Genomic DNA, 24,610 nt, shown 5'->3' on the forward strand with positions numbered 1-24,610 from the left:
CCTAAATCGTGGGGCTGTACAGGAACATACGAGGGATATTCAGACACAAAAAAACCGGCTAATAAGGCCGGTTTATCTGGGTTTCAGGTGTTTACGGGAACATCTGAAATCATACTATTGGTGCCCGAAGCCGGAATCGAACCGGCACGCCCTTACGAGCGGGGGATTTTAAGTCCCATGCGTCTACCAGTTTCGCCATTCGGGCGGTAGCGCGGTAAGCAGTCTGAAGACTGTCCAAATAACGATCTGGCAGCTCTGACGCTTGTGCAACAGAGGGGGAAATATATACATCCCGCCCCGGTGAAGCAAGTTCGCAAATCCCCTTTTCAAGACTAAATCTTGCAGGACTGCAAAAATAAAAAAGCTCCGTAGATCATGGATCTACGGAGCTCGTTTAAAGTGGAGGCCGAAGTCGGAATCGAACCGGCGTAGGTGGATTTGCAATCCACTGCATAACCATTTTGCTATTCGGCCTCAAACATCTGATGTTCAGTAGCACAACATCAAACGTGTAAACTCGTATCTGGAAACAAGATTCTAATCTAGCTTCCAACCCTTTGAAATCTAAGGGGTTTTCGTGTTCCTGAATCAGGAATGGACGCAATTCTGGACTGGTTCGAAAGGCATGTCAAGAACTGGAAGAAAATAATTCAAGATGCGCTAACGCCACTACCCAGGTGCTTTCGAGACTAACACTTCAGCGCCACAGAAAGCGCTACCCACCGCAAGATGCGCGCTGCAACCGCTGCCGATACTCAGTGGGCGTCTCGTGCATTTCATGGCGAAAGTGCCGATTGAAATTCGACAAGTTGGCGTACCCCACCTCAAAACAGATATCGGCAACGCTGAAACTGCTTTGCGCCAGCAAACGGCAGGCGCGCTGGACTCGTAGTTTGCGCGTCAGGTCGACGAAGGTATGGCCGGTGGCGCGCTTGAAGAATTTGGAGAAGGCCGGCTCGTTCATGTCCAGGCGCTGGGCGATGACCGACATCCGCAACTCGTCAGCGAGGTCGTTCAGGATGTAGCCGAAGACAATGCTCATGCGCTGAGCCGTCAATGCGTCGAGCATGGGCGCGTATTGCAGGCTGGCGAGCGGCTGTCTCTCGCTGTCGGGGGCCGATGCCAGCAGTTGCAGCAACGACAGGAACAGGCACAGTCGCTGCAAGCCCTGGCACTGGCCGATCTCTTCCAGCAGTCGGGCCGCCTTCTTGCGGGTGTTGCCATGAAATTCGATGCCCTGCGCCGCCTGGCGAAACAGGCTTTGTAACTCGCTGAGTTCCGGGACCTTGTCGCGCAGTTGCATCAGCATCTGGCCATCGAATTGCAACACGACGTCACGGCCGGTAATCACCTCGCCTTTGCCCAGATCGCTGATCCAGTCGTGAGGCAGGCCCGGGCCGATGAGGGCGACATGCCCGGCTTCGAATACGCCGATGTAGTCACCAGCCAGTAGCCGACCGCTGCCTTCGCGGATCAAGTGGATCTCGAACTCCGGATGATGGTTCCAGCGCGCCAGGTCGAAGGGATAGTCGTGTTCGTACCAACGAAAGCTGTGCTGGGGCTCGTTGAGGATAACTTCAAGCGCTGGTGGCTTGTCTGCGGTTACGTGATGGTTCATCACCCTGGCGATTCCGTTTTTGTTGGTTTTATCAAGGTACCGCGAAGCCCGGGACGGGTCGAAGTCTCGGGACGCTGACATGAGACTCGCACTAACGACGCCCGGCGCCTAGCGCGTTACATGGAGCCCACTGATACTTTTTTTCCACGGTCAAAAAAGTATCAGCGGCGCGTATGCCATTCATTTGTTCGCTGCTTGGGTAGCTGCAATTCTGTGGTCATCCCGGTGCGGCTATGACCCGCCTCGTGGATTACAACAACAATAAAGCTTCTGCCGCCCAAGGCGCAGAGCGGAGATCACGATGAAGATCATTCCAAGCGCACTTTTTCTGTCCGCCGGCCTGTGCTCTGCCCTGCTCTGCCAGGCGGGTGAAACGGTGACCATCGCCACCGTGAACAACAGCGACATGATCCGCATGCAGCGACTGTCCAAAACTTTCGAACAGCTGCACCCCGACGTGAAGCTCAACTGGGTGGTGCTTGAAGAGAACGTGTTGCGTCAGCGCCTGACCACCGACATTGCCACTCAGGGCGGCCAGTTCGACGTGCTCACCATCGGCACTTACGAAACACCCTTGTGGGGCGCCAAGCATTGGCTGGAGCCAATAAAGGACCTGCCCGCCAGCTATGACCTCGAAGATATTTTCCCTGCGGTTCGCCAAGGGTTATCGGTCAACGACACGCTCTATGCCCTGCCGTTCTATGGCGAAAGCACCGTCACCTATTACCGAACCGACCTGTTCAAGAACGCCGGCCTGAGCATGCCCGAGCACCCGACCTGGACGCAGCTCGGCGAGTTCGCCGGCAAGCTGCACCAGCCGGATAAAGAACAGTATGGGATGTGCCTGCGCGGCAAGGCCGGCTGGGGTGAGAACATGGCGCTGCTGACGACCATGTCCAACGCCTTTGGCGCGCGCTGGTTCAATGAACAGTGGCAGCCGCAACTCACCGGGCCGCAATGGACTGCCGCCGCCAACTTCTACATCAACACCCTCAAGCAGTACGGCCCACCGGGTGTGTCGAGCAATGGCTTCAACGAGACGCTCGCCCTGTTCAACAGTGGCAAATGCGCAATCTGGGTCGATGCCAGCGTCGCCGGCTCGTTCATCACCGACACAACGCAAAGCAAGGTGGCCAATGATGTTGGTTTCGTCGCCGCGCCAACAGAAGTCACCGACAAGGGTTCGTCCTGGCTCTATGCCTGGTCACTGGCCATCCCGGCGACATCCAAACACAAGGAAGCCGCCAAAGCCTTTGTGACCTGGGCCACCTCCAGGGAATACATCCAACTGGTTGCCGAGACGGATGGCATCAGCAATGTACCGCCGGGCACCCGCATGTCGACCTACAGCGATGCCTATTTGCAGGCGGCGCCCTTCGCCGGTGTCACGCTGAAAATGATGCAGAACGCCGACCCGGCGCACCCATCAGTCCAGCCCGTGCCCTACGTCGGTATTCAGTACGTGACCATTCCCGAATTCCAGGCGATTGGCACGTCGGTCGGCAAGCTGGTATCCGCGGCGCTCACCGGGCAGATGCCAGTGGAACAGGCCCTGGCCTCTGCGCAGCAAAGCACCGAACGCGAGATGAAGCGCGCCGGTTATCCCAAGTAGCACGGCGTGGCGCAATCACTGCGGGTGCGAGCTTATGTGGCGAGGGGGCTTGCCCCCGTTGGGTCGCAAAGCGTCCCTAAAACCAGTCACCGCGATCTTTAGTCAGCAACGCGGTGTCCGGTTTACGACTGCTGCGCAGCCGAACGGGGGCAAGCCCCCTCGCCACATAGCCCGCTGCTACAGGTTTTTTTCGCAGACTAACGACTGGTTTTGACGCCCTCGATTGGGCAACTCTTTAGCTCTTACGATTGGATGGGAACAATGAAACGTCTAGAAGGAAAAAGTGCCCTGATTACCGGCTCCGCCAGAGGAATAGGCAGGACGTTCGCGCAAGCCTATATCCGCGAAGGCGCTACGGTCGCGATCGCCGACATCAACCTGGAACGTGCCCAAGCCACGGCAACCGAGTTGGGGCCCAATGCTTATGCAGTCGAGATGGATGTGACCGATCAGCAATCCATCGACGCCGCCATCGCCACGGTGATCGCCACCACAGGCAAGCTCGACATCCTGATCAACAACGCGGCGCTGTTTGATCTCGCACCGATCACAGAGATTTCTCGCGACAGCTACGAACGGCTGTTCTCGATCAACGTTTCCGGCACCCTGTTCACACTGCAGGCCTCGGCCAAGCAGATGATCCGCCAGGGCCACGGCGGCAAGATCATCAATATGGCCAGCCAGGCCGGGCGGCGCGGTGAAGCGCTGGTCGCGGTGTATTGCGCGACCAAGGCGGCGGTGATCAGCCTCACGCAATCGGCCGGTCTCAACCTCGTTTCCCATCGCATCAACGTGAATGCCATTGCGCCGGGAGTGGTGGACGGTGAGCATTGGGACGGCGTCGACGCGCTGTTTGCCCGCTATGAAAACCGGCCGCTCGGGGAAAAGAAAAAACTGGCGGGACAGGAAGTGCCGTATGGACGCATGGGCACGGCGGATGACCTTGTCGGCATGGCGATTTTCCTCGCATCGGCCGAAAGCGATTACATCGTGGCGCAGACCTATAACGTCGATGGCGGTAACTGGATGAGCTGACTGGCCCCAATTACAGGGCCAGCCAATGCCTCAAAGGCGAAACCGATCCACCGACTGCGAGAGCTGTCCGGCCAGGCTGGACAGTTCATCGGTGGTCGAGGCGGTCTGGTTGATCACCTTGCTGTTGCCTTCGGACATGCCGGCAATCATTTCCACCTGGTGCGCGATTTCGTTGCTGGCCAGGCTCTGCTCACCGATTGTGCGGCTGATGTCATTGACCAATTCTGTGGTACTGAGCGTGGCCTGGAGGATTTCGCGGATGGCGCGCTCGACGTCGGCAGTCACCGCCATGCCCTTGTCGACCTGCGCGACGCCCGCCTCCATGCTGCTGACCGCCTCGCGGGTGCTTTGCTGGATGCGCGCGACCATGGCGGCGATTTCCTGGGTGGAGGCGCTGGTGCGGCCCGCCAGACTACGCACTTCATCGGCGACGACGGCGAAACCACGGCCCTGCTCACCGGCACGGGCGGCCTCGATGGCGGCGTTAAGCGCCAACAGGTTGGTTTGATCGGCGATGCCCTTGATCACCTGAATGATGCTGAAAATCCCCTCGGACTCCTTGTCCAGGGTGCGGATCACCTGGGCCGACTGCTGCGCCGAACGGGCAATCCCGTCCATGTCGCTGACCACTTGATGAATCACCCGACCGCCGTCCTTGGCCAGTTCCTCGGCCTGATTGGCCATGTTCAGTGCACGCTCGGCATGCCGGGTGATTTCTTCGATGCTCGCCGTCATTTCGCTGGCCGCCGCGGCCATGGTGCTGGCGGCAACGCTTTGCTGCTGGCTGCTGCCCGCGACCTGATGGCAGCCGCTGCTCAACTGCTGGCTCATGCCGCTTACGCCGTGGGCGTTGCTGCGAACCACTTCGATCATGCCGCGCAGGTCGCGCTGCATGGTTGCCAGGCTGCGAATCAAGGTGCTGGCTTCGTCCTTGCGGGTGGGCTCGACGATAGGCTCGCTCAGGTTGCCATGGGCGATGCTGTCGGCAATCCGGCTGGCGATCTGCAACGGCCCCATGATGCTCAGGATGACCGAGCGTCCCAGGGCGAGCAGCAGCAACAAGCTGGCAATGAGTACGGCGCCGAGGGTGAAGTTGGCACTGCTGATGGTTTGCCGAGTGCCCGCGCTGGTCTGTTGAGTGTTGGTTTCGATCAGCTCACTGAGGGTGGCCATCTGGTCTTCCAGTTGGCTGAACGCGTTATTGAACGTACCCAGTTGCTGTTGTGCGGAATCCGGATTATCCAGCGCCAGCCCGACAATGCGCTCGGCGGCACTGATGTACGTATCGAGGCTTGGCTTGATCTTGTCCAGCGCGGCCTTGAGGGTGTCGTTGACCGGCAGCTTGAGGTTGTCACCGAGCATCTCGCGAAAATGCGCGGCATGCTCATTGAGTGAACTGCGCACCTCGGCCTTGCTGCTGGGGCTCTTGCCCAACCCTACCAGCATCGCCGACAGCACATCGGCGCGCAGTGCATCGTGCATCATGTCGGCTTCGAGGTGGTTGCGCAGCGCGGTCATACTGACCTCATTGTCACTCACCGCTTCAGCCATCCGTGTATTGCCCACATAGCTGACCAGACTCAAGATCAGGGCGGTGAGCAAGCCAGTGCCTATCAGCAAAATCAAACGTAATTTTATGGACACTCGATGGTTCCCCTGTCAGCAGGTGCGTGGTCGGCTAATTGCCTACTGTTGGGGTTATCGACTGTTCCAACCGGTTACTTAGGCTTATTTCCACGCAAGCCGATTTTTTCGACCTACGGTATGCGCGGACTCAATGCCCGCGAATGTAGTGCTCCAGTTGCCGAATCAAATCGGCCTGCTCGACGATGGCTTCCTTGACCAGATCGCCGATCGACAGCAGCCCGATCAATTCGCCGCCCTCCAGCACCGGCAGATGGCGCAAATGACTGTCGGTCATGACCTCCATGCAGCGCTCGATGCTCTGCAAACTGTCGGCAGTCACCACCGGCGCGCTCATGATCTCGCGCACCGGCGTGCCGACCGAAGAACGCCCCTGTAGCACCACCTTGCGCGCATAGTCGCGCTCGCTGATGACGCCGACCACCTGCCCTTGTTCGATCACGGGCAGCGCGCCGACGTTCTTCTCGGCCATCATTTTCAGGGCGTCGAGGACCATCTGATCCGGTGCGATGCTGTGCACCTGCTGGTTTTGCACGATCTTCAGTTTGAGCAACTGTGCGGCTGTTTTCATCAACGTTCTCCGATACGGTTCAGGGCGACGGTCAAGCCGCCGCGACTTCCACGACGCCGGCGTTCAGACGCACCGGCCACACCCGCAGACGCTGTTCGGGGTACTCCAGGCAGCTGCCGTCTTCAAGACGAAAGTGCTGCTTGTAGATCGGCGACGCCACCACCAGATCCCCCTTGAGACTGCCGATCAATCCGCGGCCAATCACGTTCGCGCCGGATTGCGGATCATGGTTGTCGATGGCGTAGAGGGTGCGGCCTTCGGCCTGCGGCAGGTAGAACAGCGCGACCTGAGCGCCGTCGAGCCAAACGACGACACCGGAATTGCTGACCAGATCCTGCTGACTGCACACCGCCTGCCAGGCTTGGGCATTGGCCGCGGTGGCAAGGGCCTCGACACGCTGGGTAGTGGACTGGCTCATCAGGCATTCTCCTCGGTGACAGGGATAAGGTTGAGTTCGGCGGCCATGATCGGCCGGCGTTGACCGCGTTCCTGGACAAAATGGATGTCCGGGTCCGGGCGTTTATCGTTGACGAAGGTGCGGAAGCGCTTGAGTTTTTCCGGATCCTTGAGGGCATTGGCCCATTCGCATTCATAGCGATTGACCACCAGTTGCATCTGCGACTCAAGTTCCGCACCAAGTCCCAGGCTGTCGTTGATGATCACGTCCTTGAGGTAATCCAGGCCGCCCTCCAGGCTTTCGCGCCAGACCGAGGTGCGCTGCAATTTATCGGCGGTGCGGATGTAGAACATCAGAAAGCGGTCGATGTAACGGATCAGGGTTGCATCGTCCAGGTCGGTGGCGAACAGCTCGGCGTGGCGTGGGCGCATGCCGCCGTTGCCGGCCACATAGAGGTTCCAGCCGTTCTCGGTGGCGATCACGCCGACATCCTTGCTCTGCGCCTCGGCACATTCACGAGTGCAGCCAGAAACCGCGAACTTGAGCTTGTGCGGCGAGCGCAGGCCTTTGTAGCGATCTTCGAGGGTCAGGGCCATTTTCACGCTGTCCTGCACGCCGTAACGGCACCAGGTGCTGCCCACGCAAGACTTCACGGTACGGGTCGATTTGCCGTAGGCGTGCCCGGTTTCGAAACCGGCTTCGATCAGCTCGGACCAAATGTCCGGCAACTGATGCAACTGCGCGCCGAACAGGTCGATCCGCTGGCCACCGGTGATCTTGGTGTAGAGGTCGTATTTCTTCGCCACCACGCCGATCGCGATCAGTTTGTCGGCGGTGATCTCACCGCCAGCAATGCGCGGCACGACCGAATAGGTGCCGTTTTTCTGCATGTTGGCCATGAAGGTATCGTTGGTGTCCTGCAACGGCACCAGCGAGGCGTCCATGATTGGCTGGTTCCAGCACGAGGCGAGGATCGAGCCCACCGCCGGTTTGCACACGTCGCAACCGGTGTGTCCACGGCCATGCTTGGCCAGCAGTTCTTCGAAAGTGATCACCCCTTCTACCCGCACCAGCGCATAAAGCTCCTGGCGGGTGTAGGCGAAGTGTTCGCACAGGCTCTTGTCGACGCTGACGCCACGGGCAATCAGTTCATGCTCGAAGACTTGCTTGAGCAGCCCCGCGCAACCACCGCAACCGGTGCACGCCTTGGTCTGCGACTTGAGCAGGCCCAGGTCGGTGCAGCCGCCATCAATGGCCGAGCAGATCGAGCCCTTGGTGACGTTATGGCACGAGCACACCGTTGCCGACTCGGGCAACGCGCCCGGGCCCAGGGTTGGTGCACCGGCGGACGATGGCAGAATCAGGCTGGCCGGTTCCGGCGGCAAGGCAATGCCGTTCTGCATGTATTGCAGCAGGGTGTCGTAATAGCTGTTGTCGCCGACCAGCACTGCGCCGAGTACACGCTTGCTGTCAGCATCCACCACCAGCCGACGGTAACTGGCCGTCGCTTCATCGATGAACTGATAACTGCGCGCACCCGGCGTCTGCGCATGGGCATCGCCGATGGAGCCGACGTCGACGCCGAGCAGTTTGAGCTTGGTCGACATATCGGCGCCCTGGAACGGCTCGGCGGCTTGATTGCACAGCAGCGACGCGACGCCACGGGCCATCTGATAACCGGGGGCGACCAGGCCGAAGAGGCTGCCATTCCAGGCGGCACATTCGCCGATGGCGTAGATGTTCGGGTCGCTGGTCAGGCACTGGTCGTCGATCACCACGCCGCCGCGAGCACCAATGTCCAGCGCGCATTGGCGGGCCAATGCGTCTTGCGCGCGGATGCCGGCGGAGAACACGATCAGGTCGGTTTCGAGAAATTCGTCATTGGCAAAATTCATCCGGTAACGGTACTGCTCACCGGCAATGATCGACTGCGTGCCACGGGACAGGTGCACACTCACACCGAGCCGCTCGATTTGCGCCTTCAGCGCCAGGCCGCCCTGCTCGTCCAGTTGCACCGGCATCAGGCGCGGGGCGAATTCCACCACATGGGCTTCCAGGCCCAGGCTTTTCAAGGCGTTGGCGGCTTCCAGACCGAGCAGGCCACCACCGACCACCACACCACGCCGGGCATTGGCCGCAGCAGCACGAATCGCGTCGAGGTCTTCGAGGGTGCGATACACCAAGCGCGAGTCGCCTTCGGCACCTTCAATAGGTGGCACGAAAGGATAAGAGCCGGTGGCCAGAACCAATTTGTCGTAAGCGACGCAACCTTGCGCGGTAATCACCTGGCGCCGGGCGCGGTCGATTTCCAGCACCGGCACGCCCAGATGCAGGGTGACGCCCGGCGTCTGGTACAGAGAAGCTTCGCCCAGGGCCAGCGACTCGGCATCGCGACCGCCGAAATACTCGGACAGATGCACACGGTCGTAGGCACGCATCGGCTCTTCGCTGAAGACATGCAGGCGGTAGTGGTCGAGGGCGCCGCGCTCGATGAGCTGCTCGACACAATGATGTCCGACCATGCCATTGCCGATCACGATCAGCGTTTGCAGTTTGTTCAATGCGGCAACATTGGAATTCATAGTAAGCACCCAGCCAAAGCCAATCACGGATAAAAAAGCAAAAAAAAACGCCTGAAACCTCTCGGTTTCAGGCGTCTTTGCCTGTTCTTCGCGGTGTTCGACCTGGCGCCTTCGCCTGATCCACCGATGTTGCCCACGACCTGCTCGGCCGGTCGATCTTCGTTGATCGACGGGGCGGCCCACTGTGTGGACCTTTGATCGATGTAATGCAGCGATTGTGCCAGTTGCGGTTCGACGTATTCGAAACGCCGCTTCAGTGAGGGTTTATCGGGGTTTGACGTGGTTCCCCTTCAGGGTGATTGAACATCGGGATGATTCGGTTTTTGCCTTGGCATAGTGCAGACCATGCGCGACGGGCTTCATAAAAGTGCGTTTGCGTGTCTGATCTTCCGGTGTTGCGGTGGTATTGGCCTGCCCTCACCTGATAGCCTGAGCACCCTTGCCTGCATGTCTCTGATGGATCATCGGCGCGCGAAGACGCCGCGATGATCACTTCACCCCCATTCAATCAAGACAACGGTGACTCTCTTGATCAGCAGCACCCCCACATTTGCCCGCGATATCGACGGCAAAGCCATTTCTGCCAAGGTCCTCGACGAGGTCCGGGAAGAGGTTCTGGCCCTGGCCCATCAGCAGATTTATCCCGCCCTGGCGGTCCTGTTGGTCGGCGACGACCCGGCCAGCCACGTGTATGTGCGCAATAAACTGCTGCGCGCCAAGGAAGTTGGTATCCGCTCCCTTGAATACCGCCTGCCGGAATCCGCCAGCCAGGCCCAGGTACTGGAACTGATTGCACAACTCAATGCCGATCCCACGGTGAACGGCATCCTGGTGCAACTGCCCTTGCCGGCTTCTATCGATGAGCAGGCAGTGATTCATGCCATCGACCCGATCAAGGACGTGGACGGTTTTCACCGGGAAAACGTCGGCGGACTGGTGCAAGGCTTCGAGGTTCTGACCCCGTGCACGCCCAGCGGCTGCATGCGCCTGTTGCACGAAACCTGCGGTGATGACTTGAGCGGCTTGCACGCGGTGGTCATCGGCCGGTCGAACATTGTCGGCAAACCGATGGCGACCTTGCTGTTGCAGGCTAACTGCTCGGTCAGCGTGGTGCACTCGCGCAGCGTCGATGCCCCGGCGTTGTGCCGGTTGGCGGATATCGTGGTCGCGGCGGTGGGCCGGCCAGCGTTGATCGACGCCAGTTGGCTCAAGCCAGGTGCGGTGGTGATCGATGTTGGCATCAACCGCATCACCAGCGAGTTCGGCAACCGTCTGGTGGGCGATGTCGACTACGCCAGCGCCCGCACCGTCGCCAGCGCGATCACCCCGGTTCCCGGTGGCGTCGGGCCGATGACCATTGCCTATCTGTTGAAGAACACGTTGATCGCCAGCCGCTTGCAACGCGCGGCACAGGCTCGCGGGCAGCAGCCCGAAGACGACCTGGCGTTAAACTGAGCACAACGCACACGGCCCACTTGAAAGTGGGCCGTGTCGGTAATGCGAAACCTGTGGGAGCGGGCCTCTGTGGCGAGGGGGCTTGCCCCCGTTGGGTCGCGAAGCGGCCCCAAAAGCTTTGCGACTGCTTCGCAGCCGAACGGGGGCAAGCCCCCTCGCCACAGAAGCCCGCTCCTACATGGATTGTGAGCATTTGGACCGTGTCGATCAGGTCCGTTATTTCCCCGCGTGCAACACCTGCGTTTGCGGCATCGCCGAAGAGTGGTGGTTGAGAATCTTCCACTGACCGCCCACCTGCTCATAAACGAAGGTGTAGCGCGCCTGCACCTGGCGGGTCTTGCCATCGGCTTCGGTCAACGTAAAGGTGTAGACGCCACTGTCCATGGCCACGTTGGCGCCCAATGGGCGGATCTCACGGAAGTTGATCTGCCCTACCGGCTTGAGCGCCATGAAGTGATCGAAGTAGTCCTTGATCTGTGCCGGCGTGGTGCGCACCTGATTGGAAACCGTCGGTTGCAGCACCGCGTTCGGCGCATACAGGTCGACCACGCTCTGAACATTGCCACTCTTCAACGCGCTGTTCCAATGGTCAAACAGGGCGGCGATTTCACGATCTTTCGCGCTGGTCGGTTGCTGCGCCACGCTGCTGTAAACGTAAGGCACCGCTTCCAACGCCTGAGCCAACGGGGTGGTCAGGGCGAACAACAGGGCGATAGTCGAGGTCTTGAATTTCATTGCGCTATTCCAATGATGGTCGATGGGCACACTGTGCCGCCCGGAACGCGGCCCGCCATCGGCCAACCGGAGCCATTTGCCTATGCCATTCGGCAGATAGCGCCCTGCCCCGCTAACAAGGTTTAATGACGCCCCTGCCCGAACGGGCGTACCCGCGCCGGAACCTGCCCCCATGCAAACCCCTGATCATGACCCCGGTAGCGCCCTGGCCATTCGCACTCAATATCGGCAGTCGCAAAGTCGCGCCGCGCGGCTGCGGCTGCTGGTGGATACTGGCCAGGAGCTGACCCAACTGGCTCCCGAGGCCATGCGCCAACGGGTGCTGCAACGGGCCTGCGCCTTCCTGGCGATGGACCATGCGCTACTGCTGGAATGGGACATGGATGCGCAGGTCCGGACCACCGCCAGTCAAGGCAGCCGTGATCGTTTGCACAGCCTCGAGCACCTCGCCGACACCACGATGTGCGCACCGCAATGGCAGGAACAGCCGAGCGCGGATCTGCCCAATGTGTTGCGGGTGCCTTTACGCGGTGGCGATGGTGCCGCCTTCGGTGCTTTGGTGCTGGCCAACAGCGTCAGCATCAGCGCACCGGACACCGAAGACCTCGAATCCCTGCAATTGCTCGCCACCCTGCTCGCCGCGCACCTGGAAAACCAGCGCTTGCTCGACGCATTGGTGACCCGCGAGCGCACCATGTCCGATCTGGTCCACCGACTGTTCCGGGCACAGGAAGACGAACGCAAACGCATGGCCTACGACCTGCACGACGGCCTGGCACAAACCCTCGCCGGGCTGCATCAGCGCCTGCAAGGTTTTGCCGGCCGCTGCCCACCATTGCCCGACGAACTCGGTGCGGACTTACAGACGATTCTTCAACTGGCCCAGCATTGCGTCGGTGAAGGCCGGCAATTGATCCGTGGCCTGCGTCCGACGGTGCTCGACGACTTTGGCTTGCTGAAAGCGGTCGACAAAGAGGCCGATCGCCTGCGCGAGGCGGGGATCAAAGTGAACTGGAATGCGCGTTGCGAAGCACGTTTGCCCAGCCAGGTGGAGATCGCCCTGTTCAGGATCGCCCAGGAAGGCATCAACAATATTCTCAAACATGCGCAGGCCAGCCACGTCGTGCTGGCGCTGCAACTGCATGACGGACACGCCTCGCTGCGGCTGGACGATAACGGCCAGGGCTTTGCCATGGAACAACCCCTCGACACCTGCGGCGCCCGGCACCTGGGGCTTGCCGCGATGCAGGAACGCGCGAGCCTGCTGGGCGGTGAGTTCTCGTGCATCAGCCATGCCCACGGCGGAACGCAACTGCGCGCCACCGTCCCCTCCGGCCTGAATGGAACCCCTCAATGACTGACGTTATACGACTGGTGGTCGCGGACGACCATGAAGTCACGCGCACCGGCTTCGTCTCGTTGCTCGCCGGCCTGACGCAATTCGAAGTGGTCGGCCAGGCGTGCAATGGCCAGCAAGCACTGGATTTATGTGAACGGCTTTTGCCCGACATCGTCATCCTCGATATCCGCATGCCGGTGCTCAATGGGCTCGGCGCCGCACGCCTGCTTCAAGAGCGTCTGCCGAGCCTGAAAGTGATGATGTTCACCATGGACGACAGCCCCGATCACCTTGAAGCCGCCATGAACGCCGGTGCTGTGGGCTATCTGCTCAAGGATGCCAGTCGCCACGAAGTGATCGACGCCTTGCAACGTGTCGCTGCCGGCGAGCAGGCCCTCAACAGTTCAGTCAGCGCGCAGTTGCTGCGCCGCCTGACCGAGCGCAACGCCAGCGGCGCCGCCCCCGTAACCCTGACCCCACGGGAACGCCAGGTGCTGGGGCTGGTGGCCAGCGGCATGAGCAACCGTGAAATCGGCGCAAAGCTCGGCATCACCACCGGCACGGCCAAAGCCCACGTGGAACGGGTCATCGGCAAACTCGGTGCCGCCGACCGCACCCAGGCCGCTGTGCGTGGCATTGCGCTGGGTCTGGTGACCCAGGCATGAAGGTTTCAAACGCCCGCCGCTGGGCCGATCTGCCGTTACGCGGCAAAGCCCTCGTGGTGATTTCCCTGCCGCTGGTGATTCTGTTGCTCTCGCTGGTGCTGATCTACACCACCGAACGACAGACCGCGCGCGCGGAAGAGGACGTGCGCCGCGTGCTGCTGGTGCAAGGCGATATTCAGGCGGTGCACACCCTGCTCGCCGAGGCCGCCGCCAGCGTGCGCGGCTATCTGCTGACCCATCGCGAGGATTTCCTGCCGGGTTACCGGCAAGCCAAGCCCTTGATCGAATCGGCCCTGCAGCGGCTCGACCGCAACGTTCGCGATCAGCGGGTGCGTAAACATCTGGAGGCGATCACGCCGCTGATCGACACCAAGGTCGAAGGTCTGGTTGAACTGCTCGATGATCGCAACGCAACCCCAGAGTCGATCACCACAATCCTGATCAACAACAAACATGTCCTCGACGAATTACGCGAACGTATCAGCGCCATGCGCACGCTTGAGGACACCCTGCTGGCCGAGCGCACCGCAGCGGCGGCCTCCACTCGACAACGTCTGTTGTTCTCCACCTTGCTGGCCGCCGTTTGCGGGCTGTTCGGCGCCATTGTCGCGGTGCTGTTTCTGTCCAAAGGCATCGTCGCACGGGTGCAGCAGGTTCAGGGCAACGCCCAACGGCTGGCACTCGGTCAACCGTTATTGCCGCAACCGCCGGAGAACGATGAGATCGGTCAATTGGGCACGCGCCTGGTCGAGGCCGGGCTGTTGCTGGCCGAACGTGAACGAGCCTTGCGCGACAACGAAGAACGCTTGCGGCTGATCATCGATGGGGTGAAGGACTACGGTATTTTCGCCCTCGACACACGCGGCTTCGTCACCAGTTGGAATGCCGGCGCCGAACGGATCAAGGGCTACACCGAACAAGAGATCGTCGGCCAGCATTTCTCGGTGTTTTATCTGCCGCAAGAATGTCCGCAGCATCCCGACATGGCACTGCGCGAGGCCACACGCAATGGTCATTACATGGAAGAGGCCTGGCGTTGCCGCAAGGATGGCAGCCGCTTCTGGGCCAGTGTGGTGATTACTGCGCAGTACGACAGCAGTGGCGCCCTGCGCGGGTTCTCCAAGATCACCCGCGACATCACCGATCGCCGTGTTGCCGAGATCGCGCTAAGTACTGCGCGGGAAGAAGCAGAACGCGCCAGCCGCGCCAAAAGCGAGTTTCTGTCGCGCATGAGCCACGAACTGCGTACTCCGCTCAACTCGATTCTCGGCTTCGCGCAACTGCTGGATATGGATTCGCCCAAAGGGCAGCGGGCGCAGATCGGTCACATCCTGCGAGCCGGGCAACACCTGCTGACCCTGATCAACGAAGTGCTGGACATCGCCAAGATCGAGGCCGGGCGCCTGCCACTCAACGTTGAAGCCGTGCCTTTGGCGGTGGTGCTGCAAGAAGCCCTGACGCTGGTGTCGCCCATGGCCTGCGACGCCGGCATTCGACTGGTGGAACTGCCGATGCTGGCCGCCGACAGCGGGATCGTCGCCGATCGGCAACGGCTGGTTCAGGTGCTGCTGAACCTGTTGTCCAACGCGATCAAATACAACCGGCCCCAGGGTCAGGTGCACATTGAGGTCAGGGTTCATCAACAACGAATTGCGGTATCGGTCTGCGATACCGGCAAGGGCATTGCAGCTGATCGGCAGGACCAACTGTTCAAGCCGTTCGAGCGCCTGGAGACCGACCCGAACGTGGAAGGCACGGGCCTCGGCCTGGCGTTGAGCAAGAGTCTGCTGGAAATGATGAACGGCAGTCTGACCGTCAAAAGCCAGCCCGGCAACGGCTCCAGTTTCACCCTGGAACTGCCCTTCGAGCGATTGCCGTCAACCACTGAGCCACCTGCGGCATTGATCAGCCCGCCAACCGCAACGCCCGCCCTCGCCGCCCCCGATTACCAGGGCAAAGTGCTGTGCATCGAAGACAATCTGTCGAGCCTGGCCCTGATCGAAACCCTGCTGCAACGACGGCCACACATCCAGTTGCTCTCAAGCATGCAGGGGCAAATGGGCCTGGACCTGGCCCGGCAACATGCACCGCAGCTGATTTTGCTGGATGTGGCGCTGCCGGATCTTGATGGTTTCAACGTTCTGCAACGCTTGCGTCTGTCCTCCAGCACCCGCGCCACACCCGTGCTGATGATCACCGCCGATGCCAGCGACCTCACGCAACAGGCCTTGCTGGAAGCAGGAGCGACCGCGGTGCTGACCAAGCCAATTCACATTCCTTCATTCCTTGCCCACCTTGACCAGCACCTACCGGAGCCCGTGTGAACACCGACCTGCGCATTCTGATCATCGACGACCAACGACCCAACCTCGATTTGATGGAGCAGTTGCTGGTCCGCGAAGGACTGACCAATGTACTGAGCAGCACCCAGCCGCTGCGAACCCTGGACCTGTTCAACAGCTTCGAGCCAGACCTGGTCATTCTCGACCTGCACATGCCGGAGTTCGACGGCTTTGCCGTGCTCGAACAGCTCAACCGGCGCATTCCAGCCGGCGAATATCTGCCGATCCTCGTGCTCACCGCCGACGCCACCCGCGATACCCGCCTACGCGCGCTGGCCCTGGGCGCCAAGGACTTCATCAGCAAGCCATTGGACGCCCTGGAAACCATGCTGCGGGTCTGGAACCTGCTGGAGACCCGCGCACTGTATAAAGCCCTGCGCACGCTGGTCCCTGCGGATCAAATCGAGTTGCTGCGTCAGTTAAGGCCGCAGCCAGTTAGCTGATTGCAGGGGCGGAATCACTGACGATTTGCCGCTGAAAGCCAGGTTGCGTGGCTGGCTCGGCGTCCTAACGGCTGCCGGCTGCAGAAAGCCCAGCAAGGCTCGCTGCGTGTCATGCCAGGCCGTGGGGTGTTCCATGTCGAGGAAATGCCCGGTGTTCTCGATGGTCTGAAACTGCGCCTTGCGGGTATGTGCCGCAAACAGACGGGCGTCTTCCACCGAGGTGTACTCGTCCCATTCACCATTGATAAACAGCAGCGGGACTTCGATGGCATCGGCACAAGACACGTAGCAGTGGGTGTCCTGGGTCAGCACCTCATTGACGTGGAAATGCATCTGCCGATATTCATGTTCATCCAGGCTGCTGACATGGCGCTCATTGAAACGCTTGAACAGCGACGGCAGGTGCTTGCCGATCGTTCCGTTGATCAAACGCCCGACATTGCGTCGATCGCAGGCCTGAAGAAAGTGCCGCCCGCTCTCCAGATACTCACGCATCGGCGTGTTGATCCGCGCGGCGAATGAACTGATCACCGCCTTTTCGATCCGGCGGGGCCGCTGGGCCAGCGCTACCAAGGTCGCCGCACCGCCCCAGGAAAAGGACAGCACATGCTGGGCGCGAAAGTGCTCGATCAACTCCAGCAGTATTTCGGCCTCGTCTTCCTTGCGGATCGGTTGGTCATGCAGGTTGTGTTGTTTCGATTGACCGGCGTAGGGCTGATCGTAGAGGACCACATTGAATCGTGGCCGCAGGTAACGCACCGTTTGCGCAAAGGATGCGGTCGTTGCCAGTGAGCCATTGACCAGAATGATGGTCTTGTCAGCAGCGGCGTTGAGATAGTGCTCGGTATAAACCTTGTACTTCTTACCAATCTCGACGATGGCAGTTTTCGGCATCATTTCATTCTATTCCTTGAACAAATTGGACCAGGCACACAGCGTGGTCGACTGTCCGGCTTCCTCCGGGCAAGCCTGACAGCACAAACCAGCGACAACGGTACAAGGGCGCTGAGATGAACGCCATGACCAATGAGTCACAACCCGACCAGCGGTTTCCAGTTAAGCAGGAATTTTCCCGTGTGCAAGCTCACAAGCTCGAAAGCATCTGCCCAGACGCTTCGCCGGCATCAGCCTATGCTTGTTGATTGCCCCACCCTTTTCATCTGCCCATCAAGGAGTTGAAAAATGTCGCTAACGCTTTACTACCATCCGCTGTCGTCGTACTGCCACAAAGTGCTCATCGCGCTCTACGAAAACGGCATCGAGTTCGACAGAAGAATCATCGATCTCACGGACGCCGCCGACCGCGCAGAGCTTCAGGCATTGTGGCCAATCGGAAAATTCCCGGTACTTCGCGATCATGCTCGTCAACGTAATCTGCCGGAGTCCAGCGTCATCATCGAGTACCTGGATCGCCTGTATCCAGGTGAACAGCGCCTGGTTCCGGACGATTGGGAGACCGCGTTGGAGGTGCGCTTATGGGACCGGTTTTTCGACAATTATCTACAAACGCCGGTCCAACAGATTGTCAGTGATCGGATACACGCGACCAACGGTGATTTGACCAGGGAACGGGCCACGCTTGCGACGGCGTACAGCATGCTCGAGCGCCGGATGGCGTCCAGAATCTGGGTGGCCAGCCCGGACTTCAGCCTGGCCGATTGTGCCGCCGCCCCGGCGTTGTTCTATGCCTGCACACTGGTGCCGTTCCCCGACGACTACCAGCATTTGAGCGCCTATTTCGACCGGTTGATCCAGCGACCGTCATTCCTGCGGGTGATCGACGAAGCCAGGCCCTGGTTTTCGTTCTATCCGTTTGCGGATCGCCTTGCACAACGGTTTCGTGAGGCGCCGGATAATGCATGACCAGTCATTGGCCGTAACGCGATCTGTAGACAACCCGGCGTTTGCGATGTTGCTGGAGGGGATTCGCAAGGCTGTGCGGGAGGGATGGGGGTCGTAGGAACTGCTCCTGCGATCGGCGGATTACCGTTGCGCCAACTCATGCCGGATGCATTGCTCGTAATATGTTTGCTTGATGCCGGCAGGCTTGAGACGCGAAGGGCTGTTATAGGTTTGCTCCGTGATGCCCATGGCCGTCATGCGCATCCACGGCCGGGGAAACTTGCGCGATTGCAGCTTCTTGCGTGCCCCGTAAAGCGTGAGCCCGGAAAGTTTCGAGGCTTGCGCGCCCTCGGCTATTTCCGAGCCCCAGCTGCATACATAGCGAGAGTTCTTGCTCAGTTCCTTTGCCTGGGCTCCAAACGAAATAGCCACCAGGACAAACGTTGCAGTCATCCATACCAAAGTCCGCATATCGCCAATGCCTAACTTGCTGAAAAGAAAGCAAGTTTGACAACGAACCGAAAATCGGGGGGCCAGCAGTTTGCCTCATTTCATCGCTGATTCTCTTTCCCAGGCCCGATGTAAAAGATCGATGACCTCTTCATCCGACGTCTGAGTGAAGTCCGTGTACCAATAGCCGATCGATACCAGCCAATCGGGGGTGAGCGGGCAAATCAGCTCGTCCACTTCATCACGCAGCGCCTCTGCCGTTTCCATGGGGGCCACCGGCACGGCAACGACGATGCGAGACGGTGCTTGCAGGCGCACGGCCTGTATCGCGGCCATCATCGTGGCCCCTGTCGCCAGGCCGTCGTCGATCAGAATCACCACTTGATCCTTGAGTGCCAAAGGCTCGCGGGATGCCCGGAATAGCTGCTCGCGACGCAACATTTCCTGCGTTTCCTTCGCCACCACAGCGTCGAGCGTACGCTGGTCGATGCCATTAGCCCGCAGCGCATCGTCATTGACGATTTGAATACCACCGCTGGCGATAGCGCCCATGGCGAATTCCTGGTGGGACGGCACGCCCAGCTTGCGGACCAGCATCAGGTCCAGGCGAACCTCCAGGGCCGTGGCCACTTCATAGGCGACCGGCACGCCGCCACGGGGTAAGGCCAGGACGATGACATCGGCTCTTTTGGCGTATTTAAGCAACGGTTCCACCAGGCTTCGGCCGGCATCAACCCGGTCATTCAAGATGGTTTGCAATGAAGGACTGTGATTCATCTGAAAACCTCCCTGGGGCGGGAACCCCGAAACGGGCAAGTCAATTTCGCCAAGGATGCTTGCGACTACACCGCCAGAATGCTGCAAGGCACCTGATACAGAATATGTTCGGTCGTGCTGCCGAGCAGTTTCTCCAGGCTGCCGTACTGTGTTCTGCCCATCACGATCACATCTATCTGGTGTTCGTGGGCGAACTCACTCAGCGCCGACACCGGATGCCCCGTGATGAAATGCCGGCATTCAGCGGGCACGCCGAACCGGGCGGCCAACTTGAGGAATGAGGTTTCCAGGTCCTTGCGCAATTCCCGGGTAAGCTCCGATAGCGTCAGGCCACCACCCAGATCCGCCAGAAAAGCGGCCGGAATATCACATGCGTACAGCAGATGCAACTCGGCATTGCATTGCAGCGCAAGGGCAGACGCCTGCAGGATGATCCGGTCATTGAGTTCGCTGTTCGAAGGCTCGGTATCGACAACATCAACCGCGGCCACCACCTTCTGCGGCAAGGCATGGCTTTCGGCGCCCACTAGATAGACCGGCACCGGACAATGGCGCAACAAACGCCAGTCCAGCGGCGTAAAGAACGCGCGCTTGAGCACGGGCTCATGCTGGACTTGCTTGATCAACAGATCGGGGTGCATTTCCGTGACGTGATCAAGGATGTCCTGACGCATGTTGTCGGCCCAGGCGACCTCGGTTGTCACCTCGATCCCCCTGCCCTGCATTTTTTCCGCCTGCTCCTTGAGCCAGTCGCGGTGTTCCTGCAGGTAGCTCGCCCGAGCCACTTTCCGGTCGCCCTCTTCAAGTAACGACAGAATGTCCAACGAGGGGATCAGCGCAGCAATATGCAAGCTCGCCCCACTGGCCTTGGCCACGGCAGCGGCATGGTTGAGCGCGGGAGACTGGCGCAGGAGCGGGTTGATGATCAGTAATAACCGTTGATACTGGCTCATGATCTGACTCCGGACAGCGATGGCGTTTTCGCCAGGTCAGCAACCCGGCTTCAGCCCAGACTCCCTCCTTAAAGTCTCTTGGGCCTTGATTTATATCAATCCCCTGTGGGCGTCATTGAAGGTGCCCACTTGGGAAAGAATAGTTCACAACGGTGTTGTGGAAATGCCCACCGGATGGTCGATGGCTCGGGTTTGTTTGTGACTCAAGAATCGGTCACCCAGTCCCAAGAACAAACAACTCCAACATGGCCTCGACAGCATGCACCCGCAAAGACTGACCCTGCACAATGAGTTGCACGCGCGCCCTTCGCTGTATTTCGACGAACCCGCCCACGTGTTTCATCTGGCGTTTCTGGCTAATGACGGGCAATGCGACACCCTGCTGAGTCGCTGCTGCCCCGGCCCCGTCGACCCGGATGCAGCCCAGGGCATCACCAGGCTTGAGGGGCATGCCTTGAAGTGGGAGCGACACGCGGAGTTCCTGACGCTGACACTGGTGGTGCCCTCTTCCAGTCAGGAGCCTGACTGGAGCCAGCCCCCCAAGACTTTGATGGACCGCGTCGAACCCTTCATGCAGCACGTGATCAACGCCGTGCAGATTGTGGTGCGCAACGACGCGTCATTTTCCGGCGATCTGTCGGTTTATGGATTCAAAGACCCTTGCGGCTCATGCATAGGCGGTGGCGATGCGACGGTCTGGAGCGATTTTCGCCTGAGCGAGGACGGCACTAACCGTTTCCTGTTCGTCAACAAGCGCCTGAATGCCTATCGCCAAGGCCGGATGATCCGCCGCCTGCTGGAAATCGAAACCTACCGCATGATGGCGTCGCTTTCCCTTACCACCGCGAAAACCTTGAGCGCTCAGCTCAACGTCTTCGATAAGACATTGGTCAACCTGTCGGAACGTAACGCCGGCCCCGATACCGGCAATGCGAAAGCGTTGTTGACTGATATCGCCAGTCTGTCGGCGCAAGTGGTCAGCAGCACCGCGAAAACCCGACACCGCTTCAGCGCCACCCAAGCGTATGCCCAGCTGGTTTTCGAGCGTTTGGGCGAACTCAGGGAAACTCACGTGGGCGATTGCCAGCGACTGGGGATCTTCATCGAAAGACGCTTCAAACCTACCGTCAGGTACTGTGACGTCACCGAACAGCGCCTGGAGCAGTTGGCCAAAAGCGTGGCCAACCTCGGGGATCTGCTGCAGGCGCGGGTGCAGGTTGAAATGGAAGAACAGAACTCGGAAATCCTGAGCAGCCTGAACGCTCGCGCCGATACCCAAATCAAAATCCAGCGTGCGGTCGAAGGCTTGTCGATTATCGCCATCACCTATTATTTGCTGAGCCTGTTCAAGCTGTTCTACTCAGGCCTGCACACCCTGGGCGCGGACATTTCCGCGCGGGACGCCATGCTGGCCATGACCCCGCTCGCACTGTGCATCCTGCTGTTTATTTTGATCAGGATCAGAAAGGCCAAAGAACACTGATCAATCGGTTGGCGGCGTTCAAGGCTTGCGCAACAGATAGGTATCCATGATCCACCCGTTGGCCAACCGCGCCGCCTTACGCACCCGCTCAATTTCATCGGCCACGTCTTTGAGCTTGCCGCTGATCAGGATTTCATCCGGCGTCCCCAAATAGGCCCCCCAGTAAATGTCTGTCTCCTGATCAGCCACGTGATGGTAGGCATCTTGCGCATCCAGCATCACCACCAGGCTGTCGGCATCGCTTACTTGGCCGGCCGCCAGCCGTCGACCGGTGGTGATTTCAACTGAGCGACCGATGCTGTTCAGCGGCACTTTATGTTGCGCCGCCAACGCCTGCACGCTGGTGATGCCGGGGATCACCTCGAATTCGAACAGACAACGACCGGACGCCAGAATCGCCTGCAGGATCCGAATGGTGCTGTCGTACAACGCCGGATCGCCCCACACCAGAAAACCGGCGCACTGGTCGTCGGTCATTTCCTCATTGATCAACCGCTCGAACGTCTGCTGCTTGGCACGGTTCAGGTCTTCGACGCTGGCGTTGTAGTCCACATCCCCGCGCTCACGCTCCGGGCTGTGGGCTTCAACGAAGCGGTAGTCGTGATCGGTGATGTAGCGCTCGCAGATCTCGCGGCGCAGGTCGATCAGTTTGTCTTTACTCTGGCCTTTGTCCATGAGGAAAAACACGTCGACCCGGTTCAGCGCCTTCACCGCCTGCATCGTGATGTAGTCGGGGTTGCCGGCGCCGACACCGATGACCAGAAGTTTTTTCATCACAGCGCTCCTTCAGGGTCCATGCCCGTCAAACGAAACCGCCAGCGACCGTTGAACCGCAATTCGATGGCCGACAACGGTTCGACGTCGATCTGGTTGAACGCCGCGCCCTGCAACACCTGCATCAGCGCGGCGCGAATGACAAACGGATGGGTGATGGCAACGACATGCTCCGGTGTTGCCTCAAGGGTCTTCAGCCACGCGGCCACCCGCTCACCGAGCTGCGCCACCGATTCTCCACCGTGGGGCGCCGACGTCGGGTCACTGAGCCAGGTCTGAAGCGTCTCGGGTTCGGATGTTTGTAAGTCGTCGATCGACGTGCCTTGCCAGCGTCCGAAATCGCAATCCCCCAGTGCCGTGACAATCTCCACGTTGTCGCCAAACAGCTCAGCGGTTTGCCGGGTCCGCAGTTCAGGGCCGCAGAGTAAACGGGGGGCTCGCTTGAACTGACGACTGCGCGAGCCCTTCGCCGATTGCCAATCCATTTCCACGGGTTCATTCGTAGGAAAACGCGCCAGTTTCTGTGCGACGGTTCGAGCGTGGCAAATCAGGGTCAAGCGGGTCGCCTGCACGGAGGTTCTCTCTGTCAGTGGAATGAAAGACGGCATGATGCCGTGCATTGTGCCGCAAGAAACGCAATCTGAATGCCTTCCTTGTAGCAGCTGCCGAGCCTGCGAGGCTGCGTTCGGCCGCGTAGCGGTCGTAAACCCTGAGAGCACAGTGTGCCTGACGGACCGCAGTGCCCGATTTTACGACTGCTACGCAGCCGAACGCAGCCTCGCAGGCTCGGCAGCTGCTACGGCATCGGGCTCGCAGCCCATTTTATTCCTGAGCCGGGTCGATATCTCACACCTCTATGGGCGATGTCCTACAAAACCTGTCGACATCCACGCAGCCCCGCACGCACGGGGGTTTCGCCCCATTTTAGTGCTTTTAAAATCCGCACAAAAATTCACTAGACATGTAGCGCACGTTACATAAATACTAATTTAGCGATTTATGAAATGAAACCGACACACCCATCCAGCAGGAGCCCGGATGCCCCCTCTCAGAGACCTGATCACCGAGCCCGGCCTGGACTTCACGCCGTCGGAACGCAAAGTCATACGTGCCTTGCTGGACCAGTACCCGCGTAACGGACTGGGCCCGATGTCACGCTTGGCCGAACATGCCGGTGTCAGCGATCCGACCATCGTGCGGCTGGTAAAAAAACTGGGTTTCAGCGGTTACGCCGATTTTCAGGAAGCCTTGCTCAGTGACATGGATCACCGCCTGCGCTCCCCCAGCACCCTGTTGCAGCCCCGCGCCCAACTCAAAAAAGATGACCCCTGGAGCCATTATCTGGCAGACAGTCATCGGGCACTGGTAGAAACCCAGGCGCTGACCCAGCCTGAAGATGTGCGGATTCTGGTGGAGTGGCTGCTCGACACCCGCCACCAGGTCCACTGCTTTGGCGGTCGCTTCAGCAGTTTCCTCGCCAACTATTTGCTCAATCACCTGCGCCTGTTGCGGCCCGGCTGTTTCGCCCTGGAAGACAACGCCCAGTTACCGGACCGGTTGTTTGACGTGCAGCGTCAGGACGTATTGCTGGTGTTCGACTATCGCCGCTATCAGTCCCAGGCCCTGCGGGTCGCCAATGCCGCTAAGAGCCGACATGCGCGTGTCGTGCTGTTCACCGACATCTACGCATCACCGCTGCGGGAAATAGCCGACCTGATCATCAGCGCACCGGTGGAATCGGCGTCGGCCTTCGACTCGATAGTGCCGGCACTGGCCCAGGTTGAAGCACTGATTGCCTGCCTGACCCTGCGCAGCCCCGATCTGGCCGATCGCCTGGAAGGCATCGATGCCCTGCGAGCCGACTTCGACACTCACCTGCTGGAGGATAAATAA

22 protein-coding genes, 2 tRNA genes and 1 pseudogene are annotated in these 24,610 nt (G+C 59.8%); 10 read left to right on the plus strand and 15 right to left on the minus strand.

Annotated features, from left to right (window positions below):
* Positions 1-118 precede the first annotated feature (118 nt).
* The 3 genes from JUI81_RS26840 to JUI81_RS26850 form a co-directional block, all read right to left on the minus strand.
* Positions 119-205, minus strand: a tRNA-Leu gene (locus JUI81_RS26840).
* A 195-nt stretch (positions 206-400) separates the two neighbouring features.
* Positions 401-474: transfer RNA gene (locus tag JUI81_RS26845), tRNA-Cys, on the minus strand.
* A 241-nt stretch (positions 475-715) separates the two neighbouring features.
* Positions 716-1,618 carry an AraC family transcriptional regulator gene (locus JUI81_RS26850; RefSeq protein ID WP_204125367.1) on the minus strand — a complete coding sequence of 301 codons (903 nt, stop codon included), beginning with the start codon at positions 1,616-1,618 and terminating at the stop codon, positions 716-718.
* Positions 1,619-1,919: 301 nt separating this feature from the next.
* Here JUI81_RS26850 and JUI81_RS26855 point away from each other — a divergent pair, with 301 nt between their 5' ends.
* Both JUI81_RS26855 and JUI81_RS26860 read left to right on the plus strand, forming a co-directional pair.
* Entirely contained in the window at positions 1,920-3,230 is a 1,311-nt protein-coding gene (locus JUI81_RS26855; RefSeq protein ID WP_204125368.1) for a sugar ABC transporter substrate-binding protein, read from the plus strand.
* 261 nt (positions 3,231-3,491) lie between these two features.
* Complete coding sequence (locus JUI81_RS26860) at positions 3,492-4,265, plus strand: L-iditol 2-dehydrogenase (protein ID WP_204125369.1); 774 nt, start codon at positions 3,492-3,494, stop codon at positions 4,263-4,265.
* Positions 4,266-4,295: 30 nt separating this feature from the next.
* Here JUI81_RS26860 and JUI81_RS32310 read toward each other — a convergent pair whose 3' ends face one another.
* The 5 genes and pseudogenes from JUI81_RS32310 to nirB form a co-directional block, all read right to left on the minus strand.
* The gene (locus JUI81_RS32310; RefSeq protein WP_374707276.1) at positions 4,296-5,159 is read right to left on the minus strand and encodes a methyl-accepting chemotaxis protein; all 864 of its coding nucleotides are present in this window, start codon (positions 5,157-5,159) and stop codon (positions 4,296-4,298) included.
* Positions 5,154-5,909, minus strand: a pseudogene (locus tag JUI81_RS32315) (MCP four helix bundle domain-containing protein); the annotation flags it as partial. The gene JUI81_RS32310 and the pseudogene JUI81_RS32315, both read right to left, overlap by 6 nt.
* Positions 5,910-6,039: 130 nt before the next feature.
* On the minus strand, positions 6,040-6,480 hold the full coding sequence (locus JUI81_RS26870) for a CBS domain-containing protein (RefSeq protein WP_204125370.1): 441 nt from the start codon (positions 6,478-6,480) through the stop codon (positions 6,040-6,042).
* 31 nt (positions 6,481-6,511) lie between these two features.
* Entirely contained in the window at positions 6,512-6,898 is a 387-nt protein-coding gene (gene nirD, locus JUI81_RS26875; RefSeq protein ID WP_204125371.1) for a nitrite reductase small subunit NirD, read from the minus strand.
* Positions 6,898-9,459: a nitrite reductase large subunit NirB gene (gene nirB, locus JUI81_RS26880; protein ID WP_204125372.1), complete on the minus strand. Its 2,562-nt coding sequence runs from the start codon at positions 9,457-9,459 to the stop codon at positions 6,898-6,900. The genes nirD and nirB overlap by 1 nt, the downstream gene beginning before the upstream one ends.
* 528 nt (positions 9,460-9,987) lie before the next feature.
* On the opposite strand from nirB, the gene JUI81_RS26885 reads away from it, so the two are divergent.
* Positions 9,988-10,914 carry a bifunctional 5,10-methylenetetrahydrofolate dehydrogenase/5,10-methenyltetrahydrofolate cyclohydrolase gene (locus JUI81_RS26885; protein ID WP_172901185.1) on the plus strand — a complete coding sequence of 309 codons (927 nt, stop codon included), beginning with the start codon at positions 9,988-9,990 and terminating at the stop codon, positions 10,912-10,914.
* 216 nt (positions 10,915-11,130) lie between these two features.
* Here JUI81_RS26885 and JUI81_RS26890 read toward each other — a convergent pair whose 3' ends face one another.
* Positions 11,131-11,649, minus strand: a complete 519-nt coding sequence (locus tag JUI81_RS26890) for an SgcJ/EcaC family oxidoreductase (RefSeq protein ID WP_019578750.1) — start codon at positions 11,647-11,649, stop codon at positions 11,131-11,133.
* A 172-nt stretch (positions 11,650-11,821) separates the two neighbouring features.
* Here JUI81_RS26890 and JUI81_RS26895 point away from each other — a divergent pair, with 172 nt between their 5' ends.
* The 4 genes from JUI81_RS26895 to JUI81_RS26910 are packed head-to-tail and all read left to right on the plus strand — an operon-like array spanning position 11,822 to position 16,438.
* On the plus strand, positions 11,822-13,006 hold the full coding sequence (locus tag JUI81_RS26895) for a sensor histidine kinase (protein ID WP_204125373.1): 1,185 nt from the start codon (positions 11,822-11,824) through the stop codon (positions 13,004-13,006).
* Entirely contained in the window at positions 13,003-13,653 is a 651-nt protein-coding gene (locus tag JUI81_RS26900) for a response regulator transcription factor (protein ID WP_019578748.1), read from the plus strand. Before JUI81_RS26895 ends, JUI81_RS26900 begins: the two co-directional genes overlap by 4 nt.
* Entirely contained in the window at positions 13,650-15,977 is a 2,328-nt protein-coding gene (locus JUI81_RS26905; protein WP_204125374.1) for an ATP-binding protein, read from the plus strand. Before JUI81_RS26900 ends, JUI81_RS26905 begins: the two co-directional genes overlap by 4 nt.
* On the plus strand, positions 15,974-16,438 hold the full coding sequence (locus JUI81_RS26910; protein ID WP_018928998.1) for a response regulator: 465 nt from the start codon (positions 15,974-15,976) through the stop codon (positions 16,436-16,438). Before JUI81_RS26905 ends, JUI81_RS26910 begins: the two co-directional genes overlap by 4 nt.
* Here the strand turns inward: JUI81_RS26910 and JUI81_RS26915 are convergent.
* Positions 16,415-17,335, minus strand: a complete 921-nt coding sequence (locus tag JUI81_RS26915) for an alpha/beta fold hydrolase (protein WP_204125375.1) — start codon at positions 17,333-17,335, stop codon at positions 16,415-16,417. The genes JUI81_RS26910 and JUI81_RS26915 overlap by 24 nt on opposite strands.
* 285 nt (positions 17,336-17,620) lie before the next feature.
* Between JUI81_RS26915 and JUI81_RS26920 the strand changes: the two genes are divergently transcribed.
* The gene (locus JUI81_RS26920) at positions 17,621-18,301 is read left to right on the plus strand and encodes a glutathione S-transferase family protein (protein WP_192350358.1); all 681 of its coding nucleotides are present in this window, start codon (positions 17,621-17,623) and stop codon (positions 18,299-18,301) included.
* Positions 18,302-18,421: 120 nt separating this feature from the next.
* Here the strand turns inward: JUI81_RS26920 and JUI81_RS26925 are convergent, their stop codons facing one another.
* The 3 genes from JUI81_RS26925 to JUI81_RS26935 form a co-directional block, all read right to left on the minus strand.
* Positions 18,422-18,751: a hypothetical protein gene (locus JUI81_RS26925; protein ID WP_018928995.1), complete on the minus strand. Its 330-nt coding sequence runs from the start codon at positions 18,749-18,751 to the stop codon at positions 18,422-18,424.
* A gap of 75 nt (positions 18,752-18,826) precedes the next feature.
* A complete protein-coding gene (locus tag JUI81_RS26930; protein WP_204125376.1) occupies positions 18,827-19,507 on the minus strand; it encodes a phosphoribosyltransferase in 681 nt (226 codons plus the stop codon).
* 65 nt (positions 19,508-19,572) lie between these two features.
* The gene (locus tag JUI81_RS26935; protein WP_204125377.1) at positions 19,573-20,460 is read right to left on the minus strand and encodes a universal stress protein; all 888 of its coding nucleotides are present in this window, start codon (positions 20,458-20,460) and stop codon (positions 19,573-19,575) included.
* Positions 20,461-20,719: 259 nt separating this feature from the next.
* Here JUI81_RS26935 and JUI81_RS26940 point away from each other — a divergent pair, with 259 nt between their 5' ends.
* Positions 20,720-21,943 carry a DUF3422 domain-containing protein gene (locus JUI81_RS26940; protein WP_026331625.1) on the plus strand — a complete coding sequence of 408 codons (1,224 nt, stop codon included), beginning with the start codon at positions 20,720-20,722 and terminating at the stop codon, positions 21,941-21,943.
* 18 nt (positions 21,944-21,961) lie between these two features.
* Here JUI81_RS26940 and cobF read toward each other — a convergent pair whose 3' ends face one another.
* Together cobF and JUI81_RS26950 are read right to left on the minus strand one after the other, a co-directional pair.
* The gene (cobF, locus tag JUI81_RS26945) at positions 21,962-22,717 is read right to left on the minus strand and encodes a precorrin-6A synthase (deacetylating) (RefSeq protein ID WP_204125378.1); all 756 of its coding nucleotides are present in this window, start codon (positions 22,715-22,717) and stop codon (positions 21,962-21,964) included.
* Positions 22,717-23,289, minus strand: coding sequence for a histidine phosphatase family protein (locus tag JUI81_RS26950; protein ID WP_026331624.1), 573 nt, complete (start codon positions 23,287-23,289; stop codon positions 22,717-22,719). Before JUI81_RS26950 ends, cobF begins: the two co-directional genes overlap by 1 nt.
* Positions 23,290-23,755: 466 nt before the next feature.
* On the opposite strand from JUI81_RS26950, the gene JUI81_RS26955 reads away from it, so the two are divergent.
* Entirely contained in the window at positions 23,756-24,610 is an 855-nt protein-coding gene (locus JUI81_RS26955; RefSeq protein ID WP_018928989.1) for a MurR/RpiR family transcriptional regulator, read from the plus strand.

Source organism: Pseudomonas sp. 008 (assembly GCF_016861935.1).
Lineage (GTDB): Bacteria > Pseudomonadota > Gammaproteobacteria > Pseudomonadales > Pseudomonadaceae > Aquipseudomonas.

Excerpts from the sequence above, each read along its gene's own strand:
- JUI81_RS26955 (WP_018928989.1), top strand. The coding sequence starts at position 23,756 with ATGCCCCCTCTCAGAGACCTGATCACCGAGCCCGGCCTGGACTTCACG.
- nirD (WP_204125371.1), bottom strand. The coding sequence starts at position 6,898 with ATGAGCCAGTCCACTACCCAGCGTGTCGAGGCCCTTGCCACCGCGGCC.
- JUI81_RS26915 (WP_204125375.1), bottom strand. The coding sequence starts at position 17,335 with ATGATGCCGAAAACTGCCATCGTCGAGATTGGTAAGAAGTACAAGGTT.
- JUI81_RS26925 (WP_018928995.1), bottom strand. The coding sequence starts at position 18,751 with ATGCGGACTTTGGTATGGATGACTGCAACGTTTGTCCTGGTGGCTATT.
- JUI81_RS32310 (WP_374707276.1), bottom strand. The coding sequence starts at position 5,159 with ATGCAGCGCGACCTGCGCGGCATGATCGAAGTGGTTCGCAGCAACGCC.
- cobF (WP_204125378.1), bottom strand. The coding sequence starts at position 22,717 with ATGAAAAAACTTCTGGTCATCGGTGTCGGCGCCGGCAACCCCGACTAC.
- JUI81_RS26890 (WP_019578750.1), bottom strand. The coding sequence starts at position 11,649 with ATGAAATTCAAGACCTCGACTATCGCCCTGTTGTTCGCCCTGACCACC.
- nirB (WP_204125372.1), bottom strand. The coding sequence starts at position 9,459 with ATGAATTCCAATGTTGCCGCATTGAACAAACTGCAAACGCTGATCGTG.
- JUI81_RS26895 (WP_204125373.1), top strand. The coding sequence starts at position 11,822 with ATGCAAACCCCTGATCATGACCCCGGTAGCGCCCTGGCCATTCGCACT.
- JUI81_RS26930 (WP_204125376.1), bottom strand. The coding sequence starts at position 19,507 with ATGAATCACAGTCCTTCATTGCAAACCATCTTGAATGACCGGGTTGAT.
- JUI81_RS26850 (WP_204125367.1), bottom strand. The coding sequence starts at position 1,618 with ATGAACCATCACGTAACCGCAGACAAGCCACCAGCGCTTGAAGTTATC.
- JUI81_RS26940 (WP_026331625.1), top strand. The coding sequence starts at position 20,720 with ATGCACCCGCAAAGACTGACCCTGCACAATGAGTTGCACGCGCGCCCT.
- JUI81_RS26935 (WP_204125377.1), bottom strand. The coding sequence starts at position 20,460 with ATGAGCCAGTATCAACGGTTATTACTGATCATCAACCCGCTCCTGCGC.
- JUI81_RS26860 (WP_204125369.1), top strand. The coding sequence starts at position 3,492 with ATGAAACGTCTAGAAGGAAAAAGTGCCCTGATTACCGGCTCCGCCAGA.
- JUI81_RS26920 (WP_192350358.1), top strand. The coding sequence starts at position 17,621 with ATGTCGCTAACGCTTTACTACCATCCGCTGTCGTCGTACTGCCACAAA.
- JUI81_RS26870 (WP_204125370.1), bottom strand. The coding sequence starts at position 6,480 with ATGAAAACAGCCGCACAGTTGCTCAAACTGAAGATCGTGCAAAACCAG.
- JUI81_RS26900 (WP_019578748.1), top strand. The coding sequence starts at position 13,003 with ATGACTGACGTTATACGACTGGTGGTCGCGGACGACCATGAAGTCACG.
- JUI81_RS26905 (WP_204125374.1), top strand. The coding sequence starts at position 13,650 with ATGAAGGTTTCAAACGCCCGCCGCTGGGCCGATCTGCCGTTACGCGGC.
- JUI81_RS26855 (WP_204125368.1), top strand. The coding sequence starts at position 1,920 with ATGAAGATCATTCCAAGCGCACTTTTTCTGTCCGCCGGCCTGTGCTCT.